This window comes from Salana multivorans, from assembly GCF_003751805.1.
GTDB lineage: Bacteria > Actinomycetota > Actinomycetes > Actinomycetales > Beutenbergiaceae > Salana > Salana multivorans.
Genome location: NZ_RKHQ01000001.1, coordinates 2,653,802 through 2,669,806 on the forward strand (window position 1 = coordinate 2,653,802; position 16,005 = coordinate 2,669,806).

Annotated in this window: 18 protein-coding genes, 1 tRNA gene and 1 riboswitch; of the genes, 8 read left to right on the plus strand and 11 right to left on the minus strand. The window is 74.5% G+C overall.

What is annotated here, in order from left to right; genetic code table 11:
* Positions 1-7: 7 nt before the first annotated feature.
* Both EDD28_RS11360 and EDD28_RS11365 read right to left on the minus strand, forming a co-directional pair.
* Complete coding sequence (locus EDD28_RS11360) at positions 8-640, minus strand: DUF6580 family putative transport protein (RefSeq protein WP_245968009.1); 633 nt, start codon at positions 638-640, stop codon at positions 8-10.
* Complete coding sequence (locus EDD28_RS11365) at positions 616-1,062, minus strand: DUF4430 domain-containing protein (RefSeq protein WP_123739698.1); 447 nt, start codon at positions 1,060-1,062, stop codon at positions 616-618. The genes EDD28_RS11360 and EDD28_RS11365 overlap by 25 nt, the downstream gene beginning before the upstream one ends.
* A gap of 126 nt (positions 1,063-1,188) precedes the next feature.
* Here EDD28_RS11365 and EDD28_RS11370 point away from each other — a divergent pair, with 126 nt between their 5' ends.
* Both EDD28_RS11370 and EDD28_RS11375 read left to right on the plus strand, forming a co-directional pair.
* On the plus strand, positions 1,189-2,052 hold the full coding sequence (locus EDD28_RS11370) for a formate/nitrite transporter family protein (protein ID WP_123739699.1): 864 nt from the start codon (positions 1,189-1,191) through the stop codon (positions 2,050-2,052).
* 9 nt (positions 2,053-2,061) lie between these two features.
* Positions 2,062-2,502 carry a ribosomal maturation YjgA family protein gene (locus EDD28_RS11375; protein WP_123739700.1) on the plus strand — a complete coding sequence of 147 codons (441 nt, stop codon included), beginning with the start codon at positions 2,062-2,064 and terminating at the stop codon, positions 2,500-2,502.
* On the opposite strand, the gene EDD28_RS11380 is transcribed toward EDD28_RS11375, so the two are convergent.
* The gene (locus tag EDD28_RS11380) at positions 2,474-2,773 is read right to left on the minus strand and encodes a DUF1905 domain-containing protein (protein WP_123739701.1); all 300 of its coding nucleotides are present in this window, start codon (positions 2,771-2,773) and stop codon (positions 2,474-2,476) included. The genes EDD28_RS11375 and EDD28_RS11380 overlap by 29 nt on opposite strands.
* Positions 2,774-2,823: 50 nt before the next feature.
* Positions 2,824-3,261: a MerR family transcriptional regulator gene (locus EDD28_RS11385; RefSeq protein ID WP_245968010.1), complete on the minus strand. Its 438-nt coding sequence runs from the start codon at positions 3,259-3,261 to the stop codon at positions 2,824-2,826.
* 114 nt (positions 3,262-3,375) lie between these two features.
* On the opposite strand from EDD28_RS11385, the gene EDD28_RS11390 reads away from it, so the two are divergent.
* Positions 3,376-4,353 carry a zinc-binding dehydrogenase gene (locus EDD28_RS11390; protein WP_123739702.1) on the plus strand — a complete coding sequence of 326 codons (978 nt, stop codon included), beginning with the start codon at positions 3,376-3,378 and terminating at the stop codon, positions 4,351-4,353.
* 41 nt (positions 4,354-4,394) lie between these two features.
* Here the strand turns inward: EDD28_RS11390 and EDD28_RS11395 are convergent, their stop codons facing one another.
* Both EDD28_RS11395 and EDD28_RS11400 read right to left on the minus strand, forming a co-directional pair.
* Positions 4,395-5,588 (minus strand): PQQ-dependent sugar dehydrogenase, encoded by a 1,194-nt coding sequence (locus EDD28_RS11395; RefSeq protein WP_123739703.1) that lies wholly within the window; start codon positions 5,586-5,588, stop codon positions 4,395-4,397.
* A 72-nt stretch (positions 5,589-5,660) separates the two neighbouring features.
* On the minus strand, positions 5,661-6,305 hold the full coding sequence (locus EDD28_RS11400) for an NAD(P)-dependent oxidoreductase (RefSeq protein ID WP_123739704.1): 645 nt from the start codon (positions 6,303-6,305) through the stop codon (positions 5,661-5,663).
* 125 nt (positions 6,306-6,430) lie between these two features.
* On the opposite strand from EDD28_RS11400, the gene EDD28_RS11405 reads away from it, so the two are divergent.
* Positions 6,431-6,820, plus strand: a complete 390-nt coding sequence (locus tag EDD28_RS11405; RefSeq protein ID WP_123739705.1) for a winged helix-turn-helix transcriptional regulator — start codon at positions 6,431-6,433, stop codon at positions 6,818-6,820.
* A gap of 38 nt (positions 6,821-6,858) precedes the next feature.
* On the opposite strand, the gene crcB is transcribed toward EDD28_RS11405, so the two are convergent.
* From crcB to EDD28_RS11430, 5 genes are all read right to left on the minus strand, one after another.
* Positions 6,859-7,236 carry a fluoride efflux transporter CrcB gene (gene crcB, locus EDD28_RS11410; protein WP_123739706.1) on the minus strand — a complete coding sequence of 126 codons (378 nt, stop codon included), beginning with the start codon at positions 7,234-7,236 and terminating at the stop codon, positions 6,859-6,861.
* Positions 7,233-7,649 (minus strand): fluoride efflux transporter FluC, encoded by a 417-nt coding sequence (locus EDD28_RS11415; protein WP_123740076.1) that lies wholly within the window; start codon positions 7,647-7,649, stop codon positions 7,233-7,235. Before EDD28_RS11415 ends, crcB begins: the two co-directional genes overlap by 4 nt.
* A gap of 95 nt (positions 7,650-7,744) precedes the next feature.
* Positions 7,745-8,257: a universal stress protein gene (locus EDD28_RS11420; RefSeq protein WP_123739707.1), complete on the minus strand. Its 513-nt coding sequence runs from the start codon at positions 8,255-8,257 to the stop codon at positions 7,745-7,747.
* A gap of 284 nt (positions 8,258-8,541) precedes the next feature.
* A riboswitch (Fluoride riboswitch) is annotated at positions 8,542-8,616 on the minus strand.
* Between the two features lie 54 nt (positions 8,617-8,670).
* A tRNA-Arg gene (locus tag EDD28_RS11425) sits at positions 8,671-8,743 on the minus strand.
* A 166-nt stretch (positions 8,744-8,909) separates the two neighbouring features.
* Positions 8,910-10,193 carry a Glu/Leu/Phe/Val family dehydrogenase gene (locus EDD28_RS11430; protein WP_425469971.1) on the minus strand — a complete coding sequence of 428 codons (1,284 nt, stop codon included), beginning with the start codon at positions 10,191-10,193 and terminating at the stop codon, positions 8,910-8,912.
* A 138-nt stretch (positions 10,194-10,331) separates the two neighbouring features.
* Between EDD28_RS11430 and EDD28_RS11435 the strand changes: the two genes are divergently transcribed.
* The 4 genes from EDD28_RS11435 to ettA all read left to right on the plus strand — a co-directional run bounded on the left by EDD28_RS11435 (position 10,332) and on the right by ettA (position 15,729).
* Positions 10,332-11,927 carry a GTPase gene (locus tag EDD28_RS11435; RefSeq protein ID WP_148059601.1) on the plus strand — a complete coding sequence of 532 codons (1,596 nt, stop codon included), beginning with the start codon at positions 10,332-10,334 and terminating at the stop codon, positions 11,925-11,927.
* The gene (locus EDD28_RS11440) at positions 11,927-13,258 is read left to right on the plus strand and encodes a GTPase (RefSeq protein WP_123739710.1); all 1,332 of its coding nucleotides are present in this window, start codon (positions 11,927-11,929) and stop codon (positions 13,256-13,258) included. The genes EDD28_RS11435 and EDD28_RS11440 overlap by 1 nt, the downstream gene beginning before the upstream one ends.
* 110 nt (positions 13,259-13,368) lie before the next feature.
* Positions 13,369-13,965 (plus strand): single-stranded DNA-binding protein, encoded by a 597-nt coding sequence (locus EDD28_RS11445; RefSeq protein WP_123739711.1) that lies wholly within the window; start codon positions 13,369-13,371, stop codon positions 13,963-13,965.
* An 81-nt stretch (positions 13,966-14,046) separates the two neighbouring features.
* The gene (ettA, locus tag EDD28_RS11450; protein ID WP_123739712.1) at positions 14,047-15,729 is read left to right on the plus strand and encodes an energy-dependent translational throttle protein EttA; all 1,683 of its coding nucleotides are present in this window, start codon (positions 14,047-14,049) and stop codon (positions 15,727-15,729) included.
* The last annotated feature ends 276 nt before the right edge of the window (positions 15,730-16,005 follow it).

Sequence of the window (16,005 nt, forward strand, 5' to 3'; positions counted from 1 at the left end):
CGGGGACTCAGGCGGTGGGGACCGGCCGCGTCGCGAGCGCGCGGGTCCGCTCCCAGCGCTCGACCAGCGTGACGACGCCGGCCGCCGCCGGGACCAGCACGAGGTTGCCCAGCAGCATCGTCCGCAGGAACGGCAGCCCGGCGACGTAGCTCGCCATCAGCCCGTCCACCCCGTCGGCGTACCAGCGCCCGCGGCCCAGGAACCAGACGCCCGCGTTGGTCGTCAGGTAGAAGAACAGCGAGCCGCCGACGCCGAACCCGAGCGCGGCGACGTAGCGCCGTCCACCCGTCCACCGCGGCAGCAGGACGGACGCCAGGCCGATGACCGCCCACGTCCCCCAGACGAACCAGAGCACGGAGGTGTTGCCGAGGACGAGGTCGCTCGCGATCGCGACGACCAGCGGGACGAACGCCGCGACGCGGTTGCGCAGCAGGAGCGCCCCGGCGAACGTCGCCGCCGTGACGAGCTCGAGGTTGGGCGGCGCGCCGAGGTCGGAGCGCACGAGGCGCCAGCCGATCGCGAACGCCATGAGCAGCGCGACGACCGCGGGCCGCCACCAGCGCCGGGCGAGCTCGCCGAGCGTGAGGGGCCCGAGCCGTTCGCTCCCGCCGCCGGTCACTCGAAGGCCGTGAGCGTCCACGTGATCGTCTCCCCGTCCTTGGTCTCCAGCGACCCGGCGCCCACCTCGGCGAACTGGCCGTCGACGTCGAGCGACCAGAACTCGCTGGTCGGGTCGGCGGCGCGGCCGCCGATGCCGGTGACGAACGCCATCTCGCCCTCGCCCTCGACGGTGGCGCTCGGGTCGTGCTCCAGCAGCAGCTCGAGCGCCGTCCTCCCGTCCTCGCCGGGGTAGCTCATCGAGAGGAGCTGGTCCTCGTCGTCGTAGGTGAGGACGGCGTCGCCGTCCGCGGCTCCCGCGGTGGCCGACGCCGACGACGACGCCGACGCCGTCGTCCCGTCCGTCGTGGCCGGAGCCGAGCAGGCGGTCGCGGCGGCGCCGATCCCGGCGACGAGACCGAGGGCGGCGAGGGCGCGGACGAGCGAGGAGCGCGTGCTGATCATGTGCCAAGGGTAGGTGGGCCGCCGACGTGTCACCACGTCGTCTCACGGCGCCCGGGTGAGTCGCGCCACAGCGACCGGGGACCTTCGCCCCGCACCGCGGCTCCGGCGTGGCGGCACAGTAGAGAGGTGCTCGACCTGCCCACCACGCTGTCCGTCCACCTCGACCAGGCGGACCACAAGGTCACCGCGGCCACCCGACCCCTGCCCTACCTCGTCTCGTCCATGCTCGCCGGCATGTACATCGGGATCGCGGTGGTCCTCATGGTGTCGACCGCCGGCCCGTTCCTCGCGGCGGGGGAGCCCGCTGTCAAGCTCATCTCCGGTGCCGTCTTCGGGATCGGGCTCACCCTCGTGGTGTTCGCCGGCTCCGAGCTGGTCACCAGCGCCATGATGATCCTCACCCAGGGCGCCGTGACGGGGCGCGTGCCGTGGGCGCGGGCGCTCGGGACGATGCTGTTCTGCTTCGCCGGCAACCTGCTCGGCTCCATGGTGTTCGCGTGGCTCGTCGTGCGCTCCGGCATCCTGCACTCGAACGCGCCGGCCGGCCAGATGGTCGCCGGCATGCTCGAGGCGAAGGCCCACGAGTCGAACGGCGAGCTGTTCTTCCGCGGCATCCTGTGCAACGTGCTCGTCTGCCTCGCCATCTGGTCCGCCAACCGGCTGCGCAGCGAGTCCGGCAAGGCGATCATCATCTTCTGGTGCCTCCTGGCGTTCATCTCCTCCGGGTTCGAGCACGTGGTCGCCAACATGACGACGTTCTCGATCGGCCTGTTCGAGGCCGAGCAGCTCACGACGTGGGGTGACTTCGGGCGCAACCTCGTCGCCGTCGGCCTCGGCAACCTGGTCGGCGGTGCCGTCGTCGTCGGCCTCGGCTACCTCGTCGCGTCCGGCTGGTTCACGACGCGGCGGGAGACGGCCGCGGCCGAGCACGCCGGTGGCGAGGGCGCCGAGCGCGTCGGGAACGGCGACGCGCTGCGGGACGTGGCCTAGCCTTCCCGGATGAGCGCATCCGCCGAACCGGGGCCGGCCGGCACCCGCGTCCGCCGCTGGACGGCCGCCGCCGTCGTCGTCCTGCTCGTCCCGCTGGGACTCGCGGTGCGGCTGCTGCCGGGCCTGGTCGGGGACCTCGCCGGCGGTGTCGCGTACGCCGCGATGGTCTACGCGCTGCTCGTGGCGATCCTGCCCCGGGTGCGCCGCGCGAGCATCGCGTGCGCCGCGCTCGCGCTCGTCCTGGGGATCGAGCTGCTCCAGCTCACGGGGGTGCCGACGGCGGTCGTCGGCGCGTTCCCGCCCGCGCGCTACGTGCTGGGCTCGACGTTCGCCTGGCTCGACCTCGTCTCGGCCGCCGCCGGGGTCGCAGTCGCGTCGGGCGTCGACGCCCTGGCGGCGCGGCGCGCCGCGGCTGCGCCGACTACTCGAACCCGACCAGGACGAGGCTGACGACGACGTCCGTCCCCGCCTCGCAGTCCTCCGCGCGCCGCACCGCCTGCTTCACCGGGAGGATGAAGGACGCGGCCTCCTTGCTCGGGAAGATCGACGTCGACCACGTCGTGGCGCCGATCGTCACCTCGACCTTGACGGAGCCGAAGCCGCCCTGCAGACCGGTGGTGCGCTCGTCGATCTCGTCGGCGAGGTCCGGCGGGACGGTGAGGAAGTGCCACACGCCCGGGGGAGGGGTCTTCCACACGCGGGCGGTGAACTCGTACGGCATGGGGCTCAGGGTACGGCGGCCGCGGGTCGCGACCGATCGGGTGCCGCGGCTCAGGCCCGGGCCGACTGCCGCGCTCGCTGGTCATCCGGGACGGGCGCTCCGGTGCAATCGAGACCGGCGGCGATGAGCAGCTCGTAGTGTGCGATCTTGCGCTCCAGGGCCGCCTCGGCCGCGTCGAGCCGTCGACGCTGCTCGCGCAGGAGGTCGCGCCCCTCCTCCAGCAGCGAGATCCGGCGCCCGTGGCTCGCGGCACCCTCCCCCAGCAGCTCGACGAAGCTCCTGGCGCCGGCGACGCTCATCCCGGCGCCGCGCAGCGCGAGCAGGAGCGCGACGAGCCCCTGCTCGGCCGGGCCGTAGCGACGGTGCCCCGAGGCGTCGCGCGGGACCCGGGGCAGCACGCCCTCCCGCTCGTACCAGCGCAGCGCGTCCGTCGTGATCCCGGCGGTCGCGGCCATCTCCGCGATCGCGAGTCGGCTCTCGTCCTCCACCACTCGAACCTAGGCCGTGGAGCGCACTCCAGGGCAAGCGGCCCGGTTTGCCCTGGAGCGGACTCCAGCTCCTAGCGTCGCCGGCGTCCGTTCCTGCAATCCCGAGGAGGCGCCGTGCGCGCACTCACCGTCACCGACACACCGACGACCGAGGGCACCGTCCGCGGTCTCGCCCTGACCGAGCGGCCGACCCCGCGTCCCGCGGCCGGGGAGGTCACCATCGACGTCGAGGCCGCGGGCATCGGCCTCATCGACGCCCTCTGGGCATCGGGTGCGATGCCGCAGCACGAGGGGTTCGTCCCCGGGCTCGAGGTGGCCGGGACCGTTCGCGAGGTCGGCGCCGGCGTCGTCGGCCTCCACGTCGGCCAGCCGGTGGCCGCGCTCCTGCCCGGCGCCGGCGGCTTCGCCGAGGTGGCGACGGCCGTCGCCGCTCTCGTGACGCCGGTGCCCGACGGCATGGCGACGGCGCAGGCCGCCGTGGTCCCGATCAACACCGTGACGGCGCACCTCGCGCTCACGACCGTCGCTCGCCTGGCGGCCGGCGAGAGCGTGCTCGTGCACGCGGGCGTCGGCGGCCTCGGCTCGCAGTTCGGGCAGGTCGCCCGGGCGCTCGGCGCCGCCCGCGTGGACGCCGTCGTCGGGACGCCGGAGAAGCTGCTGGTCGCGCGCGACCTCGGCTACGACCACGCCCACCTGCGCGCCGAGCCGGCGACCGTGCCGGACGGCGCGTACGACGTCGTCGTCGACCCGGTCGGCGGCGACGCGACGGCCCGCGCCTTCCAGGCCCTGCGCGGCGGTGGCCGGCTGGTCCGCGTCGGCAACGCGTCCCGGGCGGGTGACGTCGGTCTCAGCTCCCTCGCGCACTGGCTCGAGAACAAGACGACGGCCGGGTTCAACGTCGGCGCGTGGCTGGGCGACCATCCCGAGCAGGGGGCGGAGTCGCTGCGCTGGTCGCTGGGCGCGGTCGCCGGCGGGACGGTCCGGGTCGACCTCACGGGCACCGGTGAGCTCGCCGACCACGCGGCCATGCTGGCCGACCTCCTGTCGGGCGCGACCACCGGGAAGCTCGCGTTCCTCGTCGGGAGGGAATGACGCGGGGGACCGCCGAGCCGCGGGCGGTCGGGCCGCGGCGCTCAGGGGGTGAGGCGCAGGACGCGGTCGTCGTCCCCGGTCGGCTCCCCGCGCCCGTCGGTGTTGTTGGTGAGCACCCACAGCGTGCCGTCGGGCGCCAGCGCGACGTCGCGGAGCCGCCCGTGCTCGCCGACCAGGCGTTCGGTCGACGACGCGAGGTCGTCCAGGGGGATCACGCGCAGGCGCTGGCCGCGGAGGTTGGCGACGTAGATCGCGCCGTCCGCGATCGCCAGCCCGCTCGGGCTCGCGTCGGCCGGTGCCCACTGCTGCACGGGGTCGACGTAGCCGTCCCGGCCCGCGATGCCCTCGACCTCGGGCCAGCCGTAGTTGCCGCCGGGCCGGATGACGTTGAGCTCGTCCCACGTGTCCTGGCCGAACTCCGATGCGTACAGCGTGCCGTCGCCGTCCCAGCCGAGGCCCTGCGGGTTGCGGTGGCCGTAGCTGTAGACGGGGGAGCCGGGGAACGGGTTGTCGTCCGGGACGGCGCCGTCGGGCGTCAGCCGGAGGATCTTCCCGGCGAGGCTCGCGACGTCCTGCGCGGCCGGCCGGTCCCCGGCGTCCCCGACGGTCGCGTAGAGCATCCCGTCGGGCCCGAACGCGATCCGGCCGCCGTTGTGGTTGGCCGCCGACGGCAGTCCGGCCAGGATCGTCTCCGCGTCGCCCAGCGCGAGGGACCCCGGGCGGCCGGTGAGGTCGTAGCGGACGATCCGGTTGTCGTCGGCGGTCGTGAGATAGGCGTAGAGGGAGCCGTCGTCGACGGCGATGCCGAGGAGCCCGCCCTCGCCGCGGTGGACGACGCCGTCGATGACACCGACCTCGCGCGCGGTGCCGTCCTCGGCCAGCTCGAGGACGCGCCCGGAGTCGCGCTCGCTGACGAGGGCGATGTGCTGGGCGGGCGCGTCGGGCGCGTCGGGCGCGGCGGGCGCGGCGAGGAACGCGATCGACCACGGGGCGTCGAGGCCCGTCGCGTGCACCTCGACGGCCGCGGGCGGTGCTGCTGGCGTCGCCGGTGCGGACGGTGACGGCGTGGATGGTGTGGACGGTGACGGCGTGGACGCGGACGACGTCGACGTCGCGCCCGGCGGCGGGGCGGACGTCGGCTCGTCGGGCACCGTCGTGCAGGAGGTCAGCGCCGCGGCCACGGCGATGGCGGCGAGACCGGCGATGGGGGCGCGCCGTGGCGTCGGGGTCGGCATGGTCCAGTGTGCCCCGCGTCGTCCGGCACGACCAGGGTGCCGGGCGACGCGGGGCCGGGGGCCCGCGCGGGGTCAGTACGCGACGGTGAAGCGGCGCCGGTGGTGCGCCGGCGTCTCGATCTCCGTCACGACGGCGTCCGCGAGGTCCGCGCCCGAGATGGCCGAGGTGCCGTCGGCGTCGGCGAGCAGCACGTCGTCGCCGAGACGGTAGGTGCCCGTCGCCTCGCCCGGCGCGTAGGAGCCGAACCCGGCGGCCGGGCTGACGTAGAACCAGTCGAGGTCGTCCTCGCGGGCGCGCAGGTCGTCGAGGACGGCGCTCATCTCGGCCGCCTCCTCCTTGAACGCCTCGGGGAAGGACGCGGTGTCGGCGAGCCGCGGCCCGCCCGGGGCGACCAGGAGGGAGCCGGCCCCGCCGATGACGCCGAGGCGGACGCCCGCGTCACCGGCCAGGCCGGCGAGGGTGGCGAGGACGGGGCGCACCCGTCCCACCAGCTCCCCGCGCGGGGCGAGGGCGGAGATGACGACCTCCGCGTCGGCGACGGCCGAGGCGAGGACGGCGTCGTCGAGCACGCTGCCGGTCACGTACCGGACGCCCGCCACCTGGTCGGCGGGCAGGGCGCGGCTGATGGACGTGACGTCGTGTCCCCGCGCGGCGGCGGCCCGGACGATGTGACCCCCGGCGTAGCCGGTTCCCCCGAGGACGGTGATGCGAGACATGAGTATCCCTTCGATAGTGGATTACGACTGGGTAGTTAGTTACTGTAGGTGACTCAAGGAGACTCGGGAAGAGGGCACCGCCAGGTGCCCTGCCGACCGACTGGTGACTCGGTGGAGGAGGCGTCGTGACGCAGCCCGTGTGGGACCCGCTCGTCCGGGACTGTCCGTCGAGACGGCTGCTCGACCGGATCGGCGACCGATGGACGGTGCTCGTCGTCGGCGTCCTGGCCGACGGCCGGCTCCGGTTCTCCGAGATCCAGCACGCCGTCGACGGGGTGTCGCAGAAGATGCTGACGCAGACGCTCCGGGCGCTCGAGCGCGACGGGCTCGTCGCGCGGACGGTGTTCCCCCAGGTGCCGCCGCGGGTGGAGTACGAGCTCACCGACGTCGGGCGCAGCCTCCTCGGGCCGCTGCGGGCGCTCACCGACTGGGCGACTGAGCACATGTCCGGCGTCCTCGACGCGCGCGGCAGCTACGACGAGGCCCAGGCTCGGGACGAGCTCGCGGCGCACTGACGTCGCGCGCCGACGTCCCGCCGGCGCCCGGCCGGGCGTCAGACGAGCGAGCCGAGCCAGAGCCCGAGCCCGGCCAGCGCCGTCGTGACGACGAGCGTCCCGAGCCCGGTCAGGACGGCGGCGAGGTGCTTGCGCTCCTGGACGAGGCGGACCGTCTCGAAGCTGGCGGTCGAGAAGGTCGTGTAGCCGCCGAGGAAGCCGGTGCCGACGACGAGCTGCCAGGTCTCCGGCAGGACGGTCGCGGTGGCGAGGCCGGTCACCAGACCGAGCAGGAACGATCCCGTGACGTTGATGACGATGGTGCCCCACGGCAGGGCACCGCGACGGCGGGAGCTGATGACCCCGTCGAGCAGGAGCCGGCAGGCGGCGCCGATCCCTCCGGCGAGGGCGAGCGCGACGAACGACAGCGCGGTCACCGGACCGCCCGCCGGCTCCGGCGGTGCGTCGCCGCGGCGACCGCGATGCCGGCCCAGGTCGCGACCGCACCGACGAGGACGGTCGTGAGCCCGTAGCCGATCCCGGCGGCGACGGCGCCGTTGCCCAGCAGCGTCGCGGTGCCGACCGCCAGGGCGCTGTAGGTGGTGAACCCGCCCATGACGCCGGTCCCGAGCAGGAGCCGGGCCGAGCGCCGCCGGCCGCGATCGGGACCGCCCCGCGCGAGGGCGTCGAGCAGGACACCGAGCAGGAAGGCGCCGGTGAGGTTGATCCCGAGGATCGCGTAGGGGATGCCGTCCGCCGACGGTGCCGCCAGGCTGATCGCCTCGCGGGCGCCCGTGCCGAGCGTGCCGCCGAGCAGCACCAGGAGCAGGGAGCCGGCTCGCAGGTGCACCGGTCGGGGACCGCCGGTCGAGGCGGCGGCGCCCGCGGGGTCGGGATCGACGGCCGCGCCGATGTCGGGATCGGTCGGTGTGTGGGCCGGCGCGGTCATCGCTCCTCCTCCGCCCAGGGCAGCGGGGCGTCGAGGCCGACGGGACTCAGCGGGACGACCACGACCGGGCGGTGCTGGCGGTGGGCGAGCTGCGCGGCGACCGAGCCGTTGAAGAACTCGTGCAGCGCCCCGCGGAACCCGGGCTCGCGCGTCCCGATCACGATCATGGCCGCGTCGACGTCGTCGGCGAGCCGCGCCAGCTCGCGCGCCGGGCTGCCGGCCAGCGCACGCGTCGACCACGGGACCTGCCGTCCGGTGAGGGCCGCGGCGATCGCGGAGCGCAGGTCGGGGTCGAACACCTCGACGGCGTCGTCGGCGAGGTCGGGATCGATCGACGTCGCGATGACCGTCCCGGCCGGTCCCGTGTCGATCGGGTAGCGCGCGACGTCGACGGACGCGCACACCAGCTCCGCGCCGAAGCGCTCGGCGAACGTCGCGGCGGTGACGACGACGGCGTCGGGCTGCCCGAGGGCGACACCGACGACGACGTGGGTCCGCGGGGTGGGCATGGGGATCTCCTTCGTTCGACGTGGTTCGACGGGCACGCGGGCGCGCTCGTGCGGCACCGAGGGCGGGGTGGAGGGCCGTGCGGAGGGCATGGCGGGAGCCGGCGCGGAGGTCGCGGCGGGCTCGGTGGCGGAACGGCCCGGGGTGGCGCGCGGGTCGGACGCGGTAAAGGGGTCGCTCGTCGTGCGCGAGCATCGGGTGCCCGATGCGGGGGAGCCCTCGCCGTTGGTGCGCGTCGGGACGCTCTCGGACCGGTGCGTCGGCGCAGCAGACACCCGTGACTCCTCTCGTCACAGGTGCTATCAGCCGAGAACGGCGGTTCGGGCTGTCTGCCCCGGCGAGCGCCATCGCCGTGTCGTCATCCTGGCACGGAACCCGCGACGGGACAACGGTGGGCGTCGCGTGCCCACCTGGGCGCCCCCGGCAGGACTCGAACCTGCAACCTACGGATTAGAAGGCCGTTGCTCTATCCATTGAGCTACGAGGGCACACGACCCGTGTGGGCGGACGGTCACGACGCACACGGCCCACGAGGTCGACGCCAATCCTACGGACTCGCGGCGCCGCGGCGGTCGGGTCGCCGCCCGGTTCTCCGCGGCCGCGGTCGCGGTCGGGCGCCGACCGGCTGCGGCCCCGGCGCCGCCGCGCGGCCCGTCAGGGGTACTGCCCGCGCAGGCGGTGCGCCTCCCAGACCCGGTGCACCGCGAGGCACGTCGCCGCCTCGCGCAGCGAGAGGTCCTGCTGCTTGCCGTAGGTGAGCACGGAGTGCCACGCCATCGTCATGCGGTCGCGCAGGCGCTCGTTGACCTCGTCCTCGGTCCACCAGTACGCCTGGTTCGCCTGCACCCACTCGAAGTAGGAGACGACGACGCCACCCGCGTTGGCGAGGATGTCCGGCACGACCAGCACGCCCTTCGCCCGCAGGATCGCGTCGGCCGCCTTGGTGGTCGGGCCGTTCGCCCCCTCGACGACGAGGCCGGCGCGCACCCGGTCGGCGTTCTCCTCCGTCAGCACGCCCTCCACCGCGGCGGGGACGAGGGCGTCGCACTCGAGCTCGAGCATCGCGCCGCCGTCGATGGCCTCGGCCCCCGCGAACCCGGTGACCGTCCCCGTCTCGTCGACGTGGCGCGCGAGGCGGTGGACGTCAAGTCCCTCGGGGTCGTGGACCGCGCCGTCGATGTCGCTCACCGCGATGACCCGGACGCCGGCCTCGGCGAGCAGGCGGGCCGTGTCGCGCCCGACCTTGCCGAAGCCCTGGACGACGGCGGTCGAGCGCGTGGGCTCCAGGCCGCGGTGCGCCAGCGCGAGGAGCGTGATGTGGGCGACGCCGCGCGACGTCGCCGACGCCCGCCCCAGCGAGCCGCCGACGCTCACCGGCTTGCCGGTGACGACGCCCAGCACCGTGCGACCCTGGTTGACGGAGTAGGTGTCCATCATCCAGGCCATGGTCTGCTCGCTCGTGCCGACGTCGGGCGCCGGGATGTCCTGGTCGGGGCCGATGAGCGGCATGATCTCGCTGGTGTAGCGGCGCGTGATGCGCTCGAGCTCGCCCTCGGAGAAGTGCCGCGGATCGATGTTGATCCCGCCCTTCGCGCCGCCGTACGGGACGTCGACCAGCGCGCACTTCCACGTCATCCACATCGCGAGCGCGCGCACCTCGTCGAGGTCGACGCCGGGCGCGTACCGCACGCCGCCCTTCGCCGGGCCGCGGGTGAAGTTGTGCTGCACGCGGTGGCCGGTGAAGACCTGGGTGCTCCCGTCGTCCATCCGCACCGGGACGCTCACCGTCAGCTCGCGGCGTGGCGTCGCGAGCACGGCGTGCGGACCGGGTCCAAGTCCGAGGTGGTCGATCGCGAAGGCGAGCTGCGCCTGCGCGTCGTCGAGGGGGCCGCCCGGGTGCCCCGCACCCCCTGCCGTCGTCGTGCTCACGGTGCTCACTCCCCAACTCTCATGGTCGCGCATCGCGACCCGCCGGTGGTTCCCGCAGCCCCACGTTAGGCGATCGTGCCGCGCACGGTCACGACGTCCCCGGCGCGGCTGTTTGGTGCCGTGGCACCGCTCGGGCACGCTGAGGGCGTGACGACGCCTTCTTCCGCGCCCGGGTCAGCCGCCGGGCCAGCGCTCGACGTCGCCGTCGCGCTCCGCGCCCAGCTCGGCGCCCTCGACTTCCCGCTCGAGCTGCCCGGCGTCGAGGAGATCCGGACCCTGCGCGACCGGATCACGACGCAGCTCGACTCCCACCTCGTCCCGCGGCTGCGGACGGCGAGCCTGCCGACCATCGTCGTCGTCGGCGGTCCCACCGGAGCCGGCAAGTCGACGCTGGTCAACGCGGTCTCGGGCACCGAGGTCTCCCCGGCGGGCGTCGTCCGGCCGACGACGAAGAAGCCGGTCCTCGTCGTCAACCCCGCCGACCGCGAGCTCATCGCCGATCACCCCGTGTCCGGGCGCGCCGCCGTCGTCGAGGCGGACCTGCCGCGCGGGCTGGCCCTGCTCGACGCGCCCGACCTCGACTCGGTCGAGGTGACGAACCGCGAGCGGGCGCTCGAGCTCGTCGAGGTGGCCGACGTCTGGCTGTTCGTCACGACCGCCAACCGCTACGGCGACGCCGTGCCGTGGGCCGTGCTGGAGCAGGTGAAGCGCCGCGGCGTCACGGTCGGCGTCGTCCTCGACCGGATCGGTCCCGAGGCGCTCGACACCGTGCGCCGCGACCTCCTCGCCCGCCTCGCCGACGCGGGTTTCGGCTCCGTCCCGCTGTTCGTCGTGCCCGACGCCGGCCCCCTCGACGGCCCGCTGCCCAAGGACCAGGTGGTCGACGTCGAGCGCTGGCTCACGCTGGTCGCGGGGCGGCACGGCTCGCACGAGGTGGTGGCGCGCACGATCCGAGGCGTGTGGAGCCCGCTGCGCGAGGAGACGCGTCGCCTGCTGGACGCCTCCGTCGCCCAGGCCGAGGCCGCCGCCGATCTCAGCTCCGCCGCGCGCACGGTCGTCGAGCCGGTCGAGGCCGAGCTCGCCGAGCGTCTCCGCTCCGGCATCCTCACCGACGGCGCCCCCACCTCGCGCTGGCTCGCGGACGCGTCCGGCAAGGGCGCGCTGGCCGCCGTCGCCCACCCCGCCGACGGCTTCTTCGCCCGGCGCCGCGCCCAGCGGCAGGCGCCGGAGCGCGCCCGCGCGCTCGCCGCGCTGCGCGGCGACCTGCACCGGGCGTTCACCGATGTCGCGGGAGCCGCGAGCCGCACGGTCGCCGACGTGGTCGAGCTGGCGTGGACGAAGCACTCGACGGCGGGCGCGGCGCTCGCGGCCGAGCGCCGGGCCGGCGGGGTCGACGAGGCGCGACGCGCGCGCGTCGAGGAGACGTGGCAGGCGTGGCTCGCCTCGATCCCCGTCCCCGAGAACCCCGCCGAGGCGACGCCCGGCCTCCTCGGCCAGGAGAGCGCCCGGACCGTGGTGGCCCTCGCGGCGGCCGGGCTGGCCGGGGCGCGGGCCGCGGCCGAGCGGCTCGGCCTCCCGTCCTGGCGGGACGCGCTGGAGGACCTGGTGCGTGCGTGCCGCGAGTGCCTGGAGTCCGAGGCGCTCGACCACGTGGACGAGGTGGCTCGCCGGCTTCCCGGCGAGTCCGTGACGGCACTGCGGCTCCGCATCGCCGAGCTGCGACGACTGGCAGGGGAGGACTGATGGCGGATCACGCCCAGCACGACGAACGAGAGGTCGCGCGCCGCGCGGAGCTGCTCGAGATCGTCGACACGATGACGCCGTGGCTGCCCGCCGCGACGGTGACCAGAGCGCGACGTGACCTCGACTCGGTCGCGCGCCGGCTCGACCTCGGGATCGGGCACCGGGTCGTCGCGCTCGTCGGCGGGACCGGGTCGGGCAAGTCCTCCCTGTTCAACGCCATCACGGGTCTCGACGTCGCCGACGTCGGCACGGTCCGCCCGACCACCTCGGAGCCGACCGCGTGCGCGTGGGGATCGGACGCCACGGCCCTGCTGGACCACCTCGGCGTCTCCGAGCAGCGACGCCACCGCGGCGAGGCGGCGCTCGCCGGCCCCGAGCCGGGGCAGCTCGACGGCGTCGTCCTCCTCGACGTCCCCGACCACGACTCGGTGGCCGAGGGACACCGCGCCCAGGTCGACGCGCTGCTGCCGGTGGTCGATCTGCTCGTGTGGGTCCTCGACCCGCAGAAGTACGCCGACAACCGCCTGCACACCGAGTACCTCGCGGCGCTCGCGGGGCGGCAGGAGGCGATGATCGCGCTGGTCAACCAGGTCGACCGGCTGACCACCGACGGCCTCGCCGAGCTCCGGCTCGACATCGCGCGGCTCCTCGTGGAGGAGCAGCTCGGCAAGGTGGAGATCCTCGCCAGCTCCGCCCGCACGGGGGAGGGGATCGATGCCGTGCGGGACACGCTGCGCCGCGTCTCGCTGCGCTCGTCCGTCAACCGGGTCGCGGTGTGGGACCAGCTCGACACCGTCGCGCGCGAGCTTGCGGCCGGGCTCGGGTCGGCGCCCGCGGCCGGGGTCGACGACGAGGCCGCCGTCACACGGCTCGCCGAGGCCGTCGGCGTCGGCGCGGTCGCGGACTCGATCGTCGCGGCCGTGAGGAACGGCGGGACCGTCACCGAGGTGCGCGAGGCGCCGCCGGCGCGCTGGGAGGCCATCCGGGCCGAGTGGCTCGACGCCCAGGCGGCCGGGCTGTCGCCGGCGTGGCGCGCCTCGGTCGATCGTGCGCTCCCGTCCGCCCGCGAGCTGGGCGAGGCCGCGACGGCGGCCGTCCGTCAGGTGCCGCTCGGGGTCGTGCCGCGGGCCGGGCTGCTCACGCGGCTGCGCCCCGGCGCGCTGGAGCGCGCGGCTGACGAGGCCCGCCGCGGGTACGAAGACGCGGCCCAGGAGGCGCTGCGCGCGTGCGTCGCGCGGCTGCTCGCCCCGTCGCGGGAGGTCCGCGCCCTGCTCGCCCAGGCGCTCGACGCGTTGCGGATCCGCCACCGCGAGCTGTCAACAGCCGACTGACACGTCATCGGTTCGGCGGTCGCGCACACCCCCGTCGCGGCGCGGCCCGGTCCTTGCCACGGTGCTTCCATGCGCCGGGAACCGCCCGGCACCGGACCGGGAGGTCACCGATGGCGAACGACACGACGATCATGGTGCGAGGGCGGGCCGGCACGACGCCGCGGCTCATGGACGGGAAGAAGGGCGACTGGACGACCTTCCGCCTGGCCACCTCGAGCCGCTACCGGCTGCCGGGCGGCCAGTGGCGGGACGGGCGGACGACCTGGTACACCGTGCACGCCAACGGCGACCTCGCCGGCCGCGCGGCGGACAGCGTGCGCAGCGGCGCCCCGCTGGTGGTCCGCGGTCGCGTGGAGCTGGACACCTACGCCGACCGCGACGGCGTCCCGCGCTCGGACCTCGTGCTGCAAGCCGACGCCATCGGGCTCGACATCGTCACGAGCGGCCGGATCATCTGGCGTCCCCCCGCCCGCCGGGACGCGACCGACGTCTCCGACCTGGCCGAGCTCGACGAGAGTGCGAACGAGGACGCGGACGTCGACGCGGTGGCGTGCGGGCACGGCGAGCCGGGGCGCGAGACCGGGCGCGGGGGCGCGGACGCGCTCGGGGACGAGGACCGGGACGGCGAGGACGAGGGCGGTGCGCACGGGCGCGGCGAGGACGACGCGGACGCGATGGTCGCCGTGGGGATCCAGCCGCCGTTCTGAACGGGCCTCCGCGCCGCGGCTGCCTCTCGACGGGGGAAGTAGGCTGGACCCCGGAAATCCAAGACTCTCACTAGGAGAACTGTGGCCGAGTACATCTACTCGATGGTGCGCGCCCGCAAGGCGCACGGTGACAAGGTCATCCTCGACGACGTCACCATGGCGTTCCTGCCCGGGGCGAAGATCGGCATGGTCGGTCCGAACGGCGCGGGGAAGTCCACGATCCTCAAGATCATGGCGGGGCTCGACACGCCGTCGAACGGCGAGGCGCGGCTCTCCCCGGGCTACACCGTCGGCATCCTCCTGCAGGAGCCGCCGCTGAACGACGAGAAGACCGTCCTCGGCAACGTCCAGGAGGCCGTGGCGGACATCCTCGCGAAGAAGGAGCGCTACGAGCAGATCGCCGAGGAGTTCGCCGACCCCGACGCGGACTACGAGGCGCTCACGAACGAGATGGGCAAGCTCCAGGAGGAGATCGACGCCGCGGACGGGTGGGACATCGACGCCCGTCTCGAGCAGGCGATGGACGCCCTGCGCTGCCCGCCGCCGGACGCCGACGTCACGGTGCTCTCCGGTGGTGAGCGTCGTCGGGTCGCGCTGTGCAAGCTCCTCCTCGAGGCGCCCGACCTGCTGCTGCTCGACGAGCCGACCAACCACCTCGACGCCGAGAGCGTGCAGTGGCTGGAGCAGCACCTCGCGCGCTACCCCGGGGCCGTCATCGCGATCACGCACGACCGGTACTTCCTCGACAACGTCGCGGAGTGGATCGCCGAGGTCGACCGCGGCCGCCTCTACCCGTACGAGGGCAACTACTCCACCTACCTGGAGAAGAAGCAGGAGCGCCTGCAGATCCAGGGCAAGAAGGACGCCAAGCTCGCCAAGCGCCTCAAGGAGGAGCTGGACTGGGTTCGCCAGAACGCCAAGGGGCGCCAGACCAAGTCCAAGTCGCGCCTCGCGCGCTACGAGGAGATGGCGGCCGAGGCCGAGCGGACGCGCAAGCTCGACTTCGAGGAGATCCAGATCCCGCCGGGCCCGCGCCTGGGATCGGTGGTCATCGAGGCCACGGACCTGCAGAAGGGATTCGGGGACCGCTCGCTCATCAGCGGCCTCTCGTTCACACTCCCGCGCAACGGCATCGTCGGCGTCATCGGCCCGAACGGCGTCGGGAAGACGACGCTCTTCAAGACGATCGTCGGCCTGGAGCCGCTCGACGGCGGCGACCTCAAGGTCGGCGAGACCGTCAAGATCTCCTACGTCGACCAGGGCCGCGAGAACCTCGACCCGAAGAAGACGCTCTGGGAGGTCGTCTCCGACGGCCTCGACTTCATCCAGGTCGGCAACGTCGAGATCCCGTCCCGCGCGTACGTGTCGCAGTTCGGCTTCAAGGGTCCGGACCAGCAGAAGCCGGCCGGCGTCCTCTCCGGCGGCGAGCGCAACCGGCTCAACCTCGCGCTCACGCTCAAGCAGGGCGGGAACCTCCTGCTGCTGGACGAGCCGACGAACGACCTCGACGTCGAGACGCTCGGCTCGCTCGAGAACGCGCTGCTGGAGTTCCCGGGCTGCGCCGTCGTCGTCTCCCACGACCGGTGGTTCCTCGACCGTGTCGCGACGCACATCCTCGCCTACGAGGGCACCGAGGCCGAGCCCGACAGGTGGCACTGGTTCGAGGGCAACTTCGCGGCCTACGAGGAGAACAAGGTCGAGCGCCTCGGCCCGGAGGCCGCCCGCCCGCACCGCGTGACCTACCGCAAGCTGACGCGCGACTGACGCACCGGTCGGCCCGCACCGATCGGGTCCGCACCGGGCGCGAGCGTCCCGACGCGATGGCCCCCGCCCGATCCGGGCGGGGGCCGTCGCGCACCTGGGGCCGTCGCGCACCTGGGGCCGTCGCGCACCTGGGGCCGTCGCGTCCTGGTGTCCATGGCCCCTTCCGGGCCGTCGCGACGCTGGGCCGTTGCGTCTGTCGGCGCCGTCGCACCACTGGGCCAATGCGGAACCTGGGCCGTCGCGCTCGGACGTCCCCGCGTGTCCCGGAGGCGACGC

What these genes read in the sequence shown, in the direction of transcription:
- EDD28_RS11380 (WP_123739701.1), bottom strand. Translation starts at nt 2,773, where the DNA reads ATGCCGTACGAGTTCACCGCCCGCGTGTGGAAGACCCCTCCCCCGGGC.
- EDD28_RS11420 (WP_123739707.1), bottom strand. Translation starts at nt 8,257, where the DNA reads ATGCCCACCCCGCGGACCCACGTCGTCGTCGGTGTCGCCCTCGGGCAG.
- EDD28_RS11440 (WP_123739710.1), top strand. Translation starts at nt 11,927, where the DNA reads ATGGCGGATCACGCCCAGCACGACGAACGAGAGGTCGCGCGCCGCGCG.
- EDD28_RS11375 (WP_123739700.1), top strand. Translation starts at nt 2,062, where the DNA reads ATGAGCGCATCCGCCGAACCGGGGCCGGCCGGCACCCGCGTCCGCCGC.
- EDD28_RS11395 (WP_123739703.1), bottom strand. Translation starts at nt 5,588, where the DNA reads ATGCCGACCCCGACGCCACGGCGCGCCCCCATCGCCGGTCTCGCCGCC.
- EDD28_RS11365 (WP_123739698.1), bottom strand. Translation starts at nt 1,062, where the DNA reads ATGATCAGCACGCGCTCCTCGCTCGTCCGCGCCCTCGCCGCCCTCGGT.
- EDD28_RS11400 (WP_123739704.1), bottom strand. Translation starts at nt 6,305, where the DNA reads ATGTCTCGCATCACCGTCCTCGGGGGAACCGGCTACGCCGGGGGTCAC.
- EDD28_RS11445 (WP_123739711.1), top strand. Translation starts at nt 13,369, where the DNA reads ATGGCGAACGACACGACGATCATGGTGCGAGGGCGGGCCGGCACGACG.